Raw genomic sequence first — 16,576 nt, forward strand, 5'->3', positions numbered from 1 at the left:
CGACGCAGTCAGGCGTGTGGCGGTCCAGGCGCCTGCGATCCGGACATGAACGTGATCTGATGAAAGAGGCCTGACATGACGAAGGAAGTTGAATGGGCGCGCATGACCGCACCCAGCCTGCGCGAAATTGCCGGCAAGCCCGGGGCGCTCGCCATTCTGCCGATCGGCTCGCTGGAACAGCACGGCCCGCATCTGCCGGTTATTACCGATACCGCCAGCGCATCGGCGGCGGCCATTCGCGCCGCCCGTCTGGTTGCCGATGATATCCCGGTCGCCGTTCTGCCTGGCCTCTGGCTTGGCATGAGCGAACACCACCTGCCTTTCGGGGGAACCATCACGCTCGACTACGATACGCTCAGCCGCGTCATCCGCTGCATCGTGCGCTCGCTGAAGACGCTCGGCTTCCAACGGCTCTTCATCGTCAATGGACACGGCGGCAACATGGATCCGCTCGCGGTTGCCGTGCGTGAGCTGGCGGTCGAGTTTGCCATGCCGATCGTCGCCACGACGCCTTGGATGCTGGCGCCGGAGGAGGCGGGGAAAATCTTCGAGGTCGACACCGGTGCGCATCATGCTTGCGAAGGCGAGGCATCTGTCATGTTGGCAATCGTCCCGGACGCGGTAAAGACCGAGATGTTCGGGCAGGCATATGGCAACCAGCAACATCCCGTCGATGTGCCGGCGGACGTGTCGCGCTTCTATTCCTTCGCCGAGCGTGCGCCGGTCACCGGCACCTGGGGCGATCCGCGCAGTGCAACAGCTGACAAGGGCGAGCGCTTCCTCGACCTGCAGGCGGGTGAACTGGTGAAACTGATCCGCAACGATGTGCTCTGGACCGCGCCAGACCCTGTCTGGACGCCCGGTCGCGGCCTCGGCACGACGGCCGGCAAAGCCGATTGACCTGTGCGCGCGAGCCATTCGCCGGGCATCTCGCATTCCATTCCTGAGGGAGGATAAGCCAATGACTCTAAAATTCGCACGGACGCGCAAGACCGTTGTTTCTCTGTTTGCAGCAACGATGCTTTCGGGCGTCGCCCTGACACCGGCCATGGCAAAGACGCTCGTTTATTGCTCGGAGGGCGCGCCAGAGGGGTTCGATGCAGCGCTCTACTCGGCCAACAGTACTTGGGACGCTTCGGCGGAGACGATCTATGATCGCCTGACCGAATTCGAAAGCGGTACGACCAAGGTTATTCCGGGCCTCGCTGAAAGCTGGACAATTTCCGACGATAATCTCGAATACACGCTGAAACTGCGTGAGGGCGTGAAGTTCCAGTCGACGGATGACTTCACACCGACGCGTGATTTCAACGCCGACGACGTGCTCTTCACCTATAATCGCCAGTTGGACAAGAACGATCCCTGGAACAGCTATTTCCCCGGTGCCAACTGGGAAATGTTCAATGCCATGGACATGCCATCGGTCATCAAGGCCATCGTCAAGGTGGACGAAAAGACCGTCAAGTTCGTCCTGAAGCAGCCGGATGCATCGCTTCCGTCAAAGCTTGCCCTGAACTTCGGCTCGATCATGTCGAAGGAATATGCCGACAAGCTGGCGGCTGAAGGACGGCGCGAGGATCTTGACCGTAAGCCGGTCGGAACCGGGCCGTTCCGCTTTGTCGATTATCAGCAAGATGCGGCAATTCGCTTTGCGGCCAATGCAGACTATTGGGCAGGCGCGCCGAAGATCGACAACCTCATCTTCGCGATCACTACCGATCCCACGACACGCATGCAGAAGCTCCAGGCGGGAGAATGCCATGTCGCTCCATACCCGGCGCCGGCTGACGTGGCCGGGCTGAAGGCAAATCCGGACCTTACTGTTCTGGAACAGCCAGGTCTCAACGTCTCCTATCTCGCGATGAATACCTTGATCGCGCCGTTCGACAAGCTGGAAGTACGCCGCGCCATCAATATGGCGATCGACCGCAAGGCGATTGTCGGTTCCGTTTATCAGGGCATGGGACAGGTCGCCAAAAGCGTCCTGCCGCCGACGATGTGGGGCTATAACGGCAAAATAGAGGGCTACAGCTACGATCCGGAAATGGCAAAGAAGCTGCTGGATGGGGCCGGCGTCAAGGATCTGAAGATGAAGATCTGGGCTATGCCTGTCAGCCGTCCCTATATGCCGAACGCTCGCCGCGCGGCAGAGCTGATGCAGGCGGACCTTGCCAAGGTGGGCATCGGCGTCGAAATCGTTTCCTACGAGTGGGGCGAGTATCTGAAGAAGGTGCGCGACGAAGCGCGCGATGGCGCCGTCATCTTGGGCGGCACGAGCGACAACGCCGATCCTGACAATTTGCTCAGCTATTTCTTCAGCTGCTCTGGCGTTGGCGGCAGCAACAATGCCAACTGGTGCTACAAGCCGCTCGATGAGATCTTCCAGAAGGCGCGGACCAGCTCGGATCAAAGCGAGCGGACGAAACTATACGAAGAGGCACAGGCCATCATCAGCGATCAGGCACCTTGGGTTCCGATTGCCCACTCCACGGTTGTGCTGCCGATGTCGAAAAAGGTGAAGAACTACGTGATGGAGCCATTGGGCTCGCATCGCTTCGAGCAGGTCGACATCGAGGACTAACCCCGCAACTCTAGGCGACGCATGGCCCTTCCGTTGGTCCTGAAGGCCTGAAGCGGATCACTCGACCGCTTCTGGCTCGAAGGGCTTATGGGAACGGCTACCAGTCTCGATTTGACTAGCGGCTGATGGTCGTGGCCTGAGACCATACAACTATCCAGCGGCTGTTGCGCTCTTCATAAGTGTCTGTGTGCCAGTAGTCTGCGGCCGGCACGATCTGTCCGTTGAAGATTACTTCCAGGCGAGCGCGGTAGCGTATGACGGCGGCCGAGCCATAAAGACGGACGGCAATATCGCTTGGCTCCCATGCGCGGTATTTGATCTGGCCGGCGGCGATGGCACCGAGATATTCTTCCCGCGATAGAGCTACGCCGATGGGGGTAATTAACTGGAAGTCATCGGCATGAAGAGGTGCCGCCGCAGTGATATCGGCGGCGACGAGCGCACGCAATCGGCTGCGCTCGCTTTCACGGATGCGGTCTTCTTCGGTCTGAACATTGTTTATCATTCTAATCTCCTGGATGTTTCGTTGGCTCTTCGCGGCGAAAGTCAAATCCTCGGCCAGCGGTGCGGGCGGTCACCAGTCCTTTTTCGATCAGACTTTGACCGCAGGCGCGGATGGTTTCTTCTTCGGGACGCGGCCGCCATTGCAACACGCATTCTGCTTTTGAGGTGTCGATGCGGAGGTCCCTTCCAAGCTCATGCACGATCGTCCCCGCGTCGGCGTCGATGAGAGCCAGAATTCGAACCAACCAGTTTGGAAGTTCCGCAGTTGGTATCTGGGAAGTGTAGGCTGGAAAGGACTGGGCAAGTACGTGCGCAATGTCCCTCATCCAGAAGACGCGGCCTCCGACGATGAACCTGTGTCCAGTGGCCCCGGGCTCGACCATCGCACGGACATGGGCGAGCGCAACATCGCGAACGTCAGCGATTGCGCAACCGTAGCGCGGCAATCGCGTGAACTTGCCGTTCATCAATTTCCTGATTAGTCCGACGGACGTGCCGCAGTCATTGCCTAACAACGGACCAAGGATGAGACCCGGATTGATCACGGTCAAGGCCAGTTCATGTTCTTCGGCGAACGCCCAAGCGGCGCGCTCGGCCAGAGTCTTGGATTTGTAATAGGGTGTCGCGCGTTTGCTCTCTGTGTCCGTCCAGTCCTTTTCGCTGAACGGTGCACGCCCGCTGCCATGATTGGTGGCTGCGATTGATGAGGTGAGGACGACCCTTTTCGCCTTGCCTGCATGGGCCGCCCGCAACACGCGGAGAGCCCCTTCCTTTGCTGTCCGGATCAATCCTGTCTGATCGCGCACCGCGCCACTCGGAAATGGAGATGCGGTATGGATGATGTAATCGCAGTCCGAAACGGCTTCCGCCCAGCCGAGGTCGTGATCCAGATCGGCTTCGACGAAACCGAGATTTTCGGTGAACGGTTGAAAGCGGGACATCGTTGCAGGGGCTGACGCCATCCGTCTTAACGTTCCGCGAACACGATAACCCTGTTGCAACAGCTGCAGCGCCACATGCCCGCCAAGGAAGCCGCTGATCCCCGTGACTAGCACTGTGGTTTGTTGTGGCGGTCGCGCCTCTTTCATGATCGTGCTCCGATGTGAGTTCGGCTAATTGGACAAGTGGACTAATATTGTCCAATTGTCTCTTTGACATTTCAGACATGGGGCGTCAACATGTCCAGATGGAAAATGAAAATCGCAAATCAGCTTTAATTTTGGATTCTGCGCTCCCGGTGTTCGCCCGGTACGGCTTTCAGAAGACCACCATGGCGGATATCGCTCGTGCTACAGGGATTTCGCGCGCTTCCCTCTACCTTGCCTTCAACACTAAGGAGGAGCTTTTTCGGGCCGGCTCGGCGCGTGCACACGAACGGACAATGTCTGAGGTTGAGGCCGCGCTTGGCCGCACGGGAAATGTCGTGGACCGTATCGCGGCGGCGATCTCTGCCTTCCAGGAAGGACTGATCGCTCCGTTCAGCAAAAGCGATAACGCCAAGGAACTCTTCGACACCAATTTGAAACTGGCAAAGGATATAACGATTGCCGCCAGATCGAAGCTGCTTGACCTCCTGGCAAACGTACTGGCTGCAGCTCAAGCTCAAGGGGAGATCGACCTGAAGGCATTAGACGTATCACCCGCGGACCTCGCCGCGCTGATTGCGGCTGCGATGGATGGCATCAAACACAGCTTCAGCGCCGATGGGCGGTCGGATGACGCGTTGCGGCTATTGATGCGTGTTTTGAGTGTAGCGCTCAAACCAGAAGAAAAAAATGCCGATGGAACAACCGGATAACCCGTTCACGTTGGGGCAACGTGGGGGGTGGCCGGATGTACGCGCGCGAACGGTCTCTGGCAGAGCTGCTGTGGCCGCTTAGGATGGTCACAATTTTCCCGAGCTGCCGGCGGCGTCGGCAGTCGGCAACTCTTGCAGTCCTGGTTGGGTGGCAAACACAAATATGCTGCGTGTGACGCCGGGCACAGGGTCTGATCGGGGCAATCGCGGCCCAGTACGGCGCGCGCCCTGAATGGACTGATAAGAAACCAAAATCCATTGCAGCCCACATACCCGCACCGTCTGGTGCGCGATAATGCTCTTAAAAAAGAGTGCATTTCGGCCTGCGCGATTTTTTCTCATTGGGGCGCTGGCGGCTGCGCACGCTGTGAGCATTCCCGAATACCGCCGGATGGCGGGTAATTCCAGAAATACGGCCCCTGAGCAGGAGACATCAGAGGCCGTGAGCGATATGTTGCATTCAACGCCGCGGATTATACTCTCTTATTGCGTCGGCTACCAGAATCGATTGCTCAGTGCCAGGTGGTCGGCGGGATTGTGAGCCATTGTTTTCGTGCCGGTGTTTCTGGCCTGCCATTAGACTTCAATAGGGCTTGGCGCCGATTCAATGTAGCGCATCGGCTCATTGCGATTGGGCGAGATTGCTTAACGGGGAAGTTTCTCCGTCTGAAAAGCCGCGGTACCGAAGATGGCTCCGGTTTAGATGGGCGCGCATGGCTTCGCGGGCCTGTTCGGAGTTTCCGCTGCTGATCGCTTCGCAGATGGCCCTATGTTCTCGCACAGTGTTTTGAATGTACTCGGGCGTGATGAGCGCCGGATTGAGTTCCTTTGAGAATGCCGGTTGCGGGAGTATTTGAAGGCTCATCAAGTTGAAGAACTCTATAAAGGCACCATTATTCGTCGCCTCTGCGATCGAGCGGTGGAAAACAAAGTCCAGATTGTCGAGGGCGGTTTCGTCGTCGATCGATGCCTCGAATTGTCGGGCAGCATTCCAGATATTTGATTCCTGTGCCCAGGAGCGGCGGGTCGCCGCAAGACCGGCCGCATGAACCTCGAATGCCATTCGCAGTTCCAGAAGGTCGATGAATGACGTCTTGAGGCGGCGAAGCGGCGCCAGTGCCAGCTCGGAATCATAGCCGGTCAAATCTTCCGGCGTGGGCACATTCCGTACAAACACACCGACGCCATGACGCGCCTCTACTACTCCATCAGACCGCAATGCGGATATCGCTTCGCGAATGACGGTTCGGCTCACGCCAAAGCGTTGAGATAGGTCATTAAGCGATCCAAGCTTATCGCCCTTGTCGAGTTCACCCTCGATGATATGAGCCTTGAGTGCTTGTATGGTCCGACTTGTCAGTGTGTCCAAGATTCACCCGTTACTTAGCGTCACCTTTTACCGGTGCTTTTGACGATTAATAGGGTTTCGTTGTCCTTCTGACAAGATAGCACTACTTCAAGATGTGGTACTACCTGTATCGCGGTAATTGCACTCAAAGTGTGCGCACACAGGCTTCGATGAGCATATCGGCGAGCCTTATTCAAAGCTCTTTATGGGAAATGACTCAAAAATATTTTCGACGCTGATTAGCAACACGCACCGACAGAAACTTGAAAAGTCACTGTAAATAGCTGAATTAATACGATTATCGTCATGTAAATGCGTCAGCCTCTTGAGAGGTAGTATCTCTTGCGTCGGTATTGACATGAGATACTATTTCAATAATCTTTGGTCTCGGTAAGTGAGCCAGCGATACCTTGTCAGTCGAGACGAGGCGAATGGCTCCGGGAACGAAACAAGCGCTTTAAAGCGCTCGCAGAAAATCAGGTGGAATTTGCTATGGGTGTCGTCTCTGAACGCATCTCCAGGCTCGGCATCGTGTTGCCTTCTAATGCGCCGGCCTCCGGAAACTACGTTGCGCACCGGCTCGTGGGATCCCTTCTCTTTGTCTCAGGACAGATCCCGCGTATCGACGGTATCGAGCATTTCGTCGGCGTGGTGGGGCAGGACATCTCGCCTGAAGACGGCTATCAAGCCGCTCGTCTTTGCGCTTTGAACCTTGTGGCCCGGGTAAGTGCCGCCCTCGACGGGGACCTCGACCGAGTAATTGCGTGCGTGCAGCTTCGCGGTTTCGTGAACGCGCCGCCGCACTTCCAGGGACATCCCGCCGTAATTGATGGCGCTTCCGATCTTCTTGTCGAAATCTTCGGAGAAAATGGCCGCCACGTCCGTACGGCGCTCGGCGCCGGATCGCTTCCTCGCGGCTCATCCGTCGAGGTTGATGCCGTGTTTGAAGTCGCAATGAAATCCTGACGATAACAGGAAGGGGAACGAGGAATGAGCGAAAGCGCGAAGTCCGAAAAAGCCATAGATATGGTCGGCGTCAACAAATGGTATGGCCCTTTGCAAGTGTTAAAGGGCATAAATCTGAACGTCGCTCGCGGCGAGCACATTGTTCTTTGCGGTCCGTCGGGCTCTGGCAAGTCGACGCTTATCCGTTGCATCAACCACCTGGAGGAAATTCAGGAAGGCACAATCTTCGTCAACGGCACACGGCTCAACCAAAGCGGCGCGAATGCCGACCATATTAGACGCGACGTCGGTATGGTGTTCCAGCAGTTCAACCTTTTCCCTCATCTAACAGTGCTTGAAAACTGCATGCTGGCACAGCGGCGCGTTCGCAAGGCGTCGGGGGCAGAGGCCAAGGAAAAGGCCATGCGCCATCTTGAGCGCGTCCACATCGTCGAGCAGGCGCTGAAGTATCCAGCTCAGTTATCGGGCGGTCAGCAGCAGCGTGTCGCCATCGCACGCGCGCTCTGCATGGATCCAAAGATCATGTTGTTCGACGAGCCGACCTCAGCGCTCGATCCCGAGATGGTCAAGGAGGTGCTCGATACGATGGTGTCGCTCGCCGACGACGGCATTACCATGATCTGCGTCACGCACGAGATGGGCTTCGCCCGAGCCGTTGCGCATCGCGTCATCTTCATGGACCGCGGTGAGATCGTCGAAAGCGCTAAGCCCGACGTGTTCTTCAGTAACCCGAGCCATGAACGCACCAAGACGTTCCTCAGCCAGATCCTCAATCACTAGGGCAGAGGTGTATAGATGCAATATTCCTTCGATTTCGCCCCTGTTTTTGCCGCTTGGCCCATGTTTCTCGAGGGCGCCATTCAAACACTAAGGATGTCTGCCATCTCAATGGTTGCCGGCCTTTCGCTGGGCATTGTCTTCATGTTGATGCGCATGAGTAAACTTGCCGCCGTGCGGATGATTGCGGTCGGCTATATCGAGCTTATCCGCAACACACCGTTTCTCGTCCAGATCTTCTTTATCTATTTCGGCATGCCGACGCTCGGTATCAAGTTGGACGGCGAAGAGGCAGCGATCCTCGCAATGTCACTCAACTGCGCGGCATATGCCGCGGAGATCGTTCGCGGTGGCGTGCAGTCGATCCGGCCTGGCCAGATCGAGGCGGGCAGGGCGCTTGGCCTGCATACGATCGACATTTATCGTTTCATCGTTTTTCGACCGGCAATCCGTGCGGTCTATCCGGCGCTCTGCAGTCAGTTCATCCTGATGATGCTGAATTCGAGCCTTGTTGCGTCGGTCTCCGCGGAGGAACTGACCTACATGGCGCAGACGCTGGACGCCCAAACCTTCCGCAGTTTCGAGATCTATTTCGTCCTCGGTGCGGTCTACCTCCTGCTGTCCCAGTTCTTCTCTGTCGCATTGCAGCTGGTCGGCAGAACCTACTTCTCCTATCCGACAAAGTGAGGCCAAATCGATGATCCGTGAATTTGGTTTCGGAGAGTTTCTATTCCTGTTGGAAGGTGCTCGCTGGACAGTCTTCCTCTCTCTTCTCGCGTTCACTTTTGGCGGAGCGCTCGGTCTCGCAGTAGCGCTCGGTCGTACCAGCAAATGGACAGTCCTGCGCGGCCTTATGGCAACCTACATCCAGATCTTCCAAGGGACGCCGCTCTTGGTGCAGCTGTTCTTCGTCTATTTTGGAATGCCGGTATTTGGCCTCAAAGTCGATATCTGGGTGGCGCTGACCGTTGGCCTGTCGCTGCACACCAGCGCGTTTCTCGGCGAGATCTGGCGTGGCAGCATCCAGGCCGTGGCGCCGGGTCAAAGCGAGGCCGCCCGCGCGCTTGGTATCGGCTATGTCTACCGCATGATCGACGTGGTCCTGCCTCAGGCCTTCCGGATCGGTTTGCCCGCCACCATCGGCTTCCTGGTGAACCTTATCAAGGGGACTGCTCTTGCTGCACTCTTAGGCCTGACTGAGCTTACCCGCTCGGGCCAGCTAATGGCGAACATCACGTTTCAACCACTGCAAGTCTACGGGGCGGTCGGGCTCGTCTACTTCTTTATCTGCCTGCCCCTGACATACTTCAGCGCAAGAGTCGAACGGCGCCTCAACGCCGCGAGATAACAAGAAGAACGCATGATCAAAACCAACCAGAGGTAACCAACATGTTCAATTCAGCACCGACCATTTCGCGTTCCAGGTTCCTGTCCGGTCTTACGGCGGTCATTCTGACGGCGACTGCCTTTACCAACACTGCAGGGGCTGTAACGCCGGAAGAGATCAAGGCAAAGGGCACGGCCGTCATTGGGGTTCAGATGGATCAGTTTCCCTGGGGCTTCATCGACCAGAACGGTCAAAACGAGGGTTTCGACATCGAGCTTTCCAAGCTGATTGCCCAGGAACTCGGCGTCGAGGTGAAGTTCGAACGCATCACCGGCCAGAACCGCATTCCTCTGCTCGTCAACGGCAATGTCGATTTCCTCGTGCCTTCTATGACCATTACGCAAGAGCGCGCCAAGGTCATCCAATATGTCATTCCCTACTCGTCGAACGACATCACCGTCTGGGCAAAAAAGGATGCTGAAATCAAGGGTAACGAGGATCTCGGTAAATACGTAATCGGCGTCAACCGAGGCAGCGTGTTCGAACCGGTTTTGGTCAAGGCTGCGCCGCCGGAGACAGAAATCAAGCGCTTCGACGATGATGCGACGACAGTGCAAGCACTGCTTTCAGGCCAGGTCGATGCGATCCTTGGGAGCGTCACATACGGCCTGGTAATCAAGGAAACAGGACACAGCGCCGAATTCGAGCGCAAGTACAAAGTTGCCGACAATTTCCAGGGAATGGCGGTGCGCAAGGGCGATCAGGATATGCTCGCCTACCTCACAGATTTTGTGACCCGGCATACCGCGGACGGATCGCTTGACGCGCTCTACAAGAAATGGATTGGCGTGGATCGCGCCGCGCTTCCGACGACATTGCCGGGTGTCGATTTCACCGGCAAGCAATAACGCTTAAGCTCTGCGCGTTGATTTAGCCGTCGCGCAGCGCACCCGAAACATCAACCACTGAAGAGCTTTTTGCCCCCGCCTGTCTGTGCGGGCGGGGAGTGCCGCCGCACGTCGAAAAACAAGCCTTCCCGGGCGCGGCGCAACAACAGCTCGTTTACGGAGCATGAGTGAAGAAAATGGCGAAAGATGGCAAGCAAATTAGGGTCGGCGTCGATATCGGTGGAACCTTTACCGATGTCGCGATGGAAGTGGGAGCCACGCTCCATTCGATCAAAGTGCTGACCGACTACTCGTTCCCCGAAAACGCAATCGTTGAAGGCATTCGACAGGTCGCTGAGGTCGCGGGCGTGGATCTCTCCGAGATCGATACGATCATCCACGGCACCACGCTCGCCACCAATGCCTTGATCGAGCGCCGGGGTGCGAAAACTGCCTTCATCACCACCAAGGGGTTCCGTGACGTCATCGAAATGCGCACGGAGAGCCGTTTCGAACAATATGATCTCGATATCGTACTGCCCGCACCACTGGTTTCGCGCAACGAGCGCTTTGTACTTGACGAGCGCATCGGCGCCGACGGTTCGGTGCTCAAGGCGCTGGACCTTTCCGAAGTCGATGCCCTCTGCGATCGCATTGTTGCTGCCCGTTATCAAAGTGTCGCGATTGGCTTCATACATTCCTACTTGAACGGCGCGCATGAAAAAACCGTTCGAGACCGGCTACTTGCCAAAAACCCGGACATCTCGGTGTCAGTGTCGTTCGAGGTCTCGCCGCAAATGCGCGAGTTCCAGCGCTTCAACACGGTGTGCGCCAACGCCTTCGTCAAGCCCCTGATGGCTTCCTATCTCAACCGCCTCGTTGGTCGCTTGACGGATGAGGGAACCCGATGCCCGATCTTTATGATCCATTCTGGCGGCGGGATCATCAGCGTCGAAAACGCCATCGAATTCCCGGTTCGCCTTCTTGAATCCGGTCCCGCAGGCGGCGCAATTTTCGCCGCTCATATCGCCAGCAGCTACGGGCTCGACCAGGTCCTCTCCTACGACATGGGCGGGACAACGGCCAAGATCTGCCTGATCGAAAAACAGACGCCCAAGACGTCTAAGACATTCGAGGTCGCTCGCACCTGGCGCTTCAAGAAGGGCAGCGGCATGCCCATATCCATTCCGGTCATCGAAATGGTCGAGATCGGCGCCGGGGGCGGTTCGATTGCAACCGTCGACAGCATGCGCCAGATCCGCGTTGGACCCCACAGCGCCGGTTCCGAGCCAGGGCCCGCCTGCTATGGCCGTGGCGGTAAGAACCCGACCGTCACTGATGCCGATCTCATTCTCGGTCGTCTTGACCCCGACGAGTTTGCCGGCGGTGCAATGAAGCTCGATCGCTGTGCCTCTGACAAGGCAATGGATCAGGATGTGGCGTCTAAGCTTGAGACCAATGTTGCGACTGCTGCTTACGGGCTTAGCGAAGTGGTTGACGAGAACATGAGCAACGCCGCGCGAATGCATGCCGTTGAAAACGGCAAGGAGCTTTCGGAGTTCACGATGATTGCCTTCGGCGGTGCGGCACCCATCCATGCCGCCCGGCTGTGCGAAAAGCTTGGAATGTCGGATCTTTTGATTCCACCAGGAGCTGGTGTCGGCTCGGCAATCGGTTTCCTGAGGGCTCCATTCGGCTTTGAATCCGTTCGAAGCGCCTATAGCCGTCTAAGCCGCTTCGAGGCGAAAGCGATCAACACCACCATCAGCGACTTGATCGCTGAAGCGACATCCTTCGTGCGCTCAGGAGCGCCGGACGCGGAACCGGGTCTCGAATGCACTGCCTACATGCGCTATGTCGGTCAGGGCTGGGAAGTACCAGTCACCATTGAGGTGCGTGATTACATCGATAGTGACGGCGCACTGTTTCGCAAATTGTTCGACGAACAGTATGAGCAGTTCTTTGGTCGCGTGATTGACGGGCTTGATGTCGAGATCGTCAGTTGGTCGCTGCGTGCTACATCAAAGGTGATCCCGCCTGAGCGGATCGGCAAGACCGCTAAGGGAGCGGCAGCCCAGGTTCGGGGCACCCGTGAAATCTTCGACGTGCAGGAAGGCAACTTCCAGAGTGCCGCGATTGTCTCCCGCAATGACATGAAGCCAGGCGATTGGGTCGCCGGTCCGGCGGTCATCACCGAACGCGAAACCTCGACCATCATCACAGCGAGCCGCGAAGTCGTCATGCAGTCCGATGGCTGCCTGCTCGTGCGTGCCAAGCAAGCTGCCTGAACAGAGGGAAAACCATGAAAACCAATGCACTTTCTGACGTCCACATGCAGATCATGTGGAACCGGCTAATCTCCGTAGTTGAGGAGCAAGCGCTTACGCTGATCCGCACCGCGTTCAGCACCAGCGTGCGTGAGTCGGGTGACCTGTCTGCCGGTGTGTTCAACCGCGGAGGAAAGATGATAGCTCAGGCCGTGACCGGTACACCCGGCCACGTCAACGCTATGGCGGAAGCCGTCGGCCACTTCATCCGCGACATCGGCCCTGAAAACATCTTCGAGGGTGACGTCTATATCACCAACGACCCGTGGAAGGGCACGGGCCACCTGCACGACTTCACTGTCGTCTCGCCGAGTTTCCGGAAAGGGGATCTGGTTGGCTACTTCGCCTGCACCGCGCACGTAGTCGATGTTGGCGGTCGCGGTTTCGGGCCGGATGCCAACGAGGTCTACGAAGAAGGCATCTTCGTCCCGATCATGAAGTTTGCCGAACGCGGCGTTGTCAACAAGGACCTCGTCAACATCTTGCGCAACAATGTGCGCGAGAGTCATCAGGTGGTCGGCGATGTCTATTCGCTCGCAGCTTGCAACGAGATCGGCCATCGCCGGCTCATGGACATGATGGACGAATTCGGTCTTACGGATCTCGAAACCTTGGCGGACTTCATCTTCAAGCGCAGCTACGATGCGTCAATCGAACGGATTGCGGCCCTGCCGAAGGGTTCCTATTCCAACGTAATGCGGGTCGACGGCTATGGCTCGCCGATCGACATCGCCGTGCGCCTCGATGTGGCGAACGATCATATCCTTGCGGATTTCGAAGGGACCTCGCCGCCCAGTCCGAAGGGTATCAATTGCCCGATCATCTACTCCGCAGCCTATGCCTGTTACGGTCTCAAATGCTCGATCGCGCCGGAGATCCCGAACAATCACGCCTCCCTGCTACCGTTCCGCGTCACGGCTCCGCAAAACTGCATTCTCAATGCGCAACATCCCGCACCGGTCTCGGTGCGCCACGTCCTCGGGCATCTCGTTCCGGACGCCGTACTTGGCGCCGTGCACAAGATGCTTCCTGGTCGCGTACCGGCGGAAGGGGCGGGTGCCTTGTGGAACCTGCACGTCAGCGTGCGGCCGTTGCAGGGTGAAAGGGCGCCGGCTGATGGCGGCCAGCGCGCAGAAGTCCTGCTCTTCAACAGTGGCGGCGCCGGTGCACGTTCCACGCTTGACGGTTTGAATGCCACGGCATTTCCAAGCGGCGTGCACTCGATGTCGATCGAGGCGACAGAGCACGTCGGTCCGGTCATCTTCTGGCGTAAGGAACTGCGCGACGGTTCGGGCGGCGCCGGCCAGTTCCGAGGCGGCCTGGGGCAGGTCGTGGAAATCTCGCCGACCGAAGGTCACGAGATGCATTTCAACGCCATGTTCGACCGCGTCGAACACCCCGCGCGCGGCCGCAATGGCGGCGAGAACGGCGCTCCTGGCGCAGTGTTGCTCGACGACGGAACGCGCTTGGCCTCGAAGGGTCGGCAACATGTTCCCGCTGGTCGCCGGTTAATTCTCCAGCTTCCTGGCGGCGGCGGCTATGGCCTGGCAGACACGCGCGATCCAACAGCCGCTAAGCGGGACAGCGATTTCGACTACGTCCCTACCAGATAATCCTCCCGGGGGCCGGGCGGGGCGGAAGCTTCGTCCGGCTTTAAATGTCAATCAGTCCAAGGAAGCCGGAGATGAACTTCGAGAACAAGCGCGCAGCGGGCATAAAGTCATCGCCCAGCATGGCGATCGCAATGGCTGCGAAGAAATTGATTGCCGAGGGCCGCGATATCATCGACCTGTCGCTTGGCGAGCCGGATTTCGAGCCGCCGGCACACGTTGCTGAGGCGGCCTGCGAAGCCATTCGTCAGGGGCGGGTGCGCTATGGCGCGCCGGCGGGTATGGAGAGCCTGCGACAGGCGATCGTGAGCAAGTTCAAAACGGAAAATCAGCTGAACTATGCCGCTGACGAGGTGATGGTCGCCAATGGCGCCAAGCAAATCCTGTTTGACGTATTCCTCGCCACGCTTGAGCTTGGCGATGAGGTCATAATCCCGACGCCTTGCTGGGTGTCCTACGGCGACATCGTCTCGCTGCACGGAGGCGACCCAGTCTATGTGAGTTGCGGGCCCGAGGTCGGTTTCAAGATCGACCCTGAGCGGCTGGAAGCATCGATCACGTCCAAGACCCGATGGTTGCTGCTGAACTCGCCATCTAACCCCACCGGAGCTATCTATTCGGCGCAGGAGTACCGAGGACTTGCCGAAGTGCTCGCCCGCCATCCGCAGGTGTTGGTGCTTTCGGACGAAATCTACGAGCACATCCTGCTTAGGGAGGCACCCTTTATATCTTTCGCGTCGGCCTGCCCAGAACTGCGTGAACGAACGCTGATCGTCAACGGTGTGTCCAAGGCATATGCGATGACCGGCTGGCGCGTTGGCTATGCTGCCGGCCCAAAAGCGCTCATCGCGTCGCTTAATAAGATGCAGTCGCAGAGCGTAACGTCCGTCTCGACCGTAGCGCAGGCGGCAGCCCTCGCGGCACTAACCGGCGATCAGGCTTTCGTTGCCAAAGCTGCTCGAACCTTCGCGGACAGGGCGAAAATCATGTCGCAGAGGCTTGCAGGGATGGAGGGCATCGATTTCACTCCGCCGGAGGGCGCGTTTTACGCGTTCATCGGCGTGGGGAAGCTGTTCGGGCGGAAGCTAAGCGGAGAGGTGGTCGTAGACGACACAACGTTTGCCGCTCACCTACTCCAGCAGTTCGGCCTATCGAGTGTGCCAGGTGCGGCTTTTGGCGCGCCGGGTTTCATTCGTCTGTCAATCGCCGCCTCCGAGCGCGAGCTGGAACGTGCCTGCGAACGCCTGGCCAGCATGGTGCGATCGCTGAAAGCCTGAAGAGGCGCACACCCAATCCAATCAAAACAAATCAACTAGGAGCATCGCTATTCGGTGCTTCCTTCAAAGGAGGGCTACACCCATGAGAACTGAAGAATTGAAAAAGGTGCTTGGCGCCGGTCTACTTTCCTTCCCCGTCACGCATTTCGATGCGGAGGGAAAGTTCAATGCCAAGAGCTACGGTGAGCACGTCAACTGGCTCTCAGGCTACGATGCAGCCACGCTGTTTGCCGCGGGCGGCACGGGCGAGTTCTTTTCGCTCGCGCCAGAGGAAATCCCGCAAATCGTGCGCGTTGCCAAGGAAGCTGCCGGCAAGACGCCGATTGTTTCAGGCTGCGGCTATGGCACGAATATGGCCGCCTCCATTGCAAGGTCTGTTGAAAAGGCCGGGGCCGACGGAATTCTCCTCCTTCCGCACTACTTGATCGACGCTCCGCAAGAGGGACTCTACCAACATATCAAGGCCGTTTGCCAATCCACCGGTATGGGCGTGATGGTCTACAATCGCGACAATTCCGTGCTCCAGGCCGATACGCTCGCGCGGCTTTGCGACGAATGCCCCAACCTCGTCGGCTTTAAGGATGGTACCGGGGACATCGCCCTTGTGCGCCAGATTACGGCGAAGATGGGTGACCGATTGACCTACCTTGGCGGTATGCCGACCGCCGAGCTCTTCGCAGAAGCCTATCTCGGAGCTGGGTTCACAACCTACTCGTCCGCCGTGTTCAACTTCGTGCCCGGTCTGGCAATGGAGTTCTACAAGGCGTTGCGCGCCGGCGAACGCGCGAAGTGCGAAAAGATCCTTCTCGACTTCTTCTACCCCTTCATGGCGATCCGCAACCGCGCCAAAGGCTATGCAGTTTCGGCGGTAAAAGCGGGTGTACGCCTACAGGGCTTCGATGCTGGTCCTGTCCGCTCACCGCTTCACGACCTGACGGGGGAGGAAATGTCCATGATGGAAACCTTGATTGGTCAGCACAGGCGTTAATGGGTAAAACGGTCGCCCTTGTCCCGCATGATGAGGGCGACCCTATTCATTTTCTCGCAGGAGGTCCCATGACATTGCACCAGAACCTGATTGCCGGCGAATGGGTTGGCGGTGATGGCGTTGCCAATATCAATCCGTCCGACACCAACGACGTGATCGGGGAATATGCCCGCGCCTCGGCCGAGG

Annotated in this window: 15 protein-coding genes and 1 pseudogene; 13 read left to right on the top strand and 3 right to left on the bottom strand. The window is 57.9% G+C overall.

Annotated elements, in window-relative coordinates; genetic code table 11:
* The first annotated feature begins 75 nt into the window (after window positions 1-75).
* Window positions 76-900: a creatininase family protein gene (locus tag ASD02_RS11950; RefSeq protein WP_057213664.1), complete on the top strand. Its 825-nt coding sequence runs from the start codon at window positions 76-78 to the stop codon at window positions 898-900.
* A gap of 118 nt (window positions 901-1,018) precedes the next feature.
* Window positions 1,019-2,581, top strand: a complete 1,563-nt coding sequence (locus ASD02_RS11955; protein ID WP_225906352.1) for an ABC transporter substrate-binding protein — start codon at window positions 1,019-1,021, stop codon at window positions 2,579-2,581.
* 115 nt (window positions 2,582-2,696) lie between these two features.
* Here the strand turns inward: ASD02_RS11955 and ASD02_RS11960 are convergent, their stop codons facing one another.
* Both ASD02_RS11960 and ASD02_RS11965 read right to left on the bottom strand, forming a co-directional pair.
* Entirely contained in the window at window positions 2,697-3,086 is a 390-nt protein-coding gene (locus ASD02_RS11960) for a nuclear transport factor 2 family protein (protein ID WP_057220889.1), read from the bottom strand.
* A 1-nt stretch (window position 3,087) separates the two neighbouring features.
* Window positions 3,088-4,173 (bottom strand): aldehyde reductase, encoded by a 1,086-nt coding sequence (locus ASD02_RS11965; RefSeq protein ID WP_082555526.1) that lies wholly within the window; start codon window positions 4,171-4,173, stop codon window positions 3,088-3,090.
* A gap of 98 nt (window positions 4,174-4,271) precedes the next feature.
* Here ASD02_RS11965 and ASD02_RS11970 point away from each other — a divergent pair, with 98 nt between their 5' ends.
* Together ASD02_RS11970 and ASD02_RS39740 are read left to right on the top strand one after the other, a co-directional pair.
* Window positions 4,272-4,883 carry a TetR/AcrR family transcriptional regulator gene (locus ASD02_RS11970; RefSeq protein WP_057220890.1) on the top strand — a complete coding sequence of 204 codons (612 nt, stop codon included), beginning with the start codon at window positions 4,272-4,274 and terminating at the stop codon, window positions 4,881-4,883.
* Window positions 4,884-4,997: 114 nt separating this feature from the next.
* Window positions 4,998-5,179, top strand: a pseudogene (locus tag ASD02_RS39740) (hypothetical protein); the annotation flags it as partial.
* 326 nt (window positions 5,180-5,505) lie between these two features.
* Here ASD02_RS39740 and ASD02_RS11975 read toward each other — a convergent pair.
* Window positions 5,506-6,252: a FadR/GntR family transcriptional regulator gene (locus tag ASD02_RS11975; protein ID WP_057213676.1), complete on the bottom strand. Its 747-nt coding sequence runs from the start codon at window positions 6,250-6,252 to the stop codon at window positions 5,506-5,508.
* Between the two features lie 471 nt (window positions 6,253-6,723).
* Here ASD02_RS11975 and ASD02_RS36985 point away from each other — a divergent pair, with 471 nt between their 5' ends.
* From ASD02_RS36985 to kdgD, 9 genes are all read left to right on the top strand, one after another.
* Window positions 6,724-7,197 (top strand): RidA family protein, encoded by a 474-nt coding sequence (locus ASD02_RS36985; RefSeq protein ID WP_082555527.1) that lies wholly within the window; start codon window positions 6,724-6,726, stop codon window positions 7,195-7,197.
* Window positions 7,198-7,221: 24 nt separating this feature from the next.
* Window positions 7,222-7,977 (top strand): amino acid ABC transporter ATP-binding protein, encoded by a 756-nt coding sequence (locus tag ASD02_RS11985; RefSeq protein WP_057209677.1) that lies wholly within the window; start codon window positions 7,222-7,224, stop codon window positions 7,975-7,977.
* A 15-nt stretch (window positions 7,978-7,992) separates the two neighbouring features.
* Window positions 7,993-8,661, top strand: coding sequence for an amino acid ABC transporter permease (locus ASD02_RS11990; protein WP_057209675.1), 669 nt, complete (start codon window positions 7,993-7,995; stop codon window positions 8,659-8,661).
* Window positions 8,662-8,671: 10 nt separating this feature from the next.
* A complete protein-coding gene (locus tag ASD02_RS11995; protein WP_057213682.1) occupies window positions 8,672-9,322 on the top strand; it encodes an amino acid ABC transporter permease in 651 nt (216 codons plus the stop codon).
* Window positions 9,323-9,363: 41 nt separating this feature from the next.
* Window positions 9,364-10,209, top strand: coding sequence for a transporter substrate-binding domain-containing protein (locus ASD02_RS12000; RefSeq protein WP_057220891.1), 846 nt, complete (start codon window positions 9,364-9,366; stop codon window positions 10,207-10,209).
* Window positions 10,210-10,385: 176 nt separating this feature from the next.
* Window positions 10,386-12,476 (top strand): hydantoinase/oxoprolinase family protein, encoded by a 2,091-nt coding sequence (locus ASD02_RS12005; protein ID WP_057220892.1) that lies wholly within the window; start codon window positions 10,386-10,388, stop codon window positions 12,474-12,476.
* Window positions 12,477-12,490: 14 nt separating this feature from the next.
* Window positions 12,491-14,128 (top strand): hydantoinase B/oxoprolinase family protein, encoded by a 1,638-nt coding sequence (locus tag ASD02_RS12010; protein ID WP_057220893.1) that lies wholly within the window; start codon window positions 12,491-12,493, stop codon window positions 14,126-14,128.
* A 71-nt stretch (window positions 14,129-14,199) separates the two neighbouring features.
* Complete coding sequence (locus tag ASD02_RS12015) at window positions 14,200-15,402, top strand: pyridoxal phosphate-dependent aminotransferase (protein WP_057220894.1); 1,203 nt, start codon at window positions 14,200-14,202, stop codon at window positions 15,400-15,402.
* An 82-nt stretch (window positions 15,403-15,484) separates the two neighbouring features.
* On the top strand, window positions 15,485-16,390 hold the full coding sequence (kdgD, locus tag ASD02_RS12020) for a 5-dehydro-4-deoxyglucarate dehydratase (protein ID WP_057209666.1): 906 nt from the start codon (window positions 15,485-15,487) through the stop codon (window positions 16,388-16,390).
* Window positions 16,391-16,576: the final 186 nt, after the last annotated feature.

Origin of the sequence: Ensifer sp. Root1252 (assembly GCF_001425885.1) — a bacterium.
GTDB classification, from domain to species: Bacteria; Pseudomonadota; Alphaproteobacteria; order Rhizobiales; family Rhizobiaceae; genus Ensifer; species Ensifer canadensis.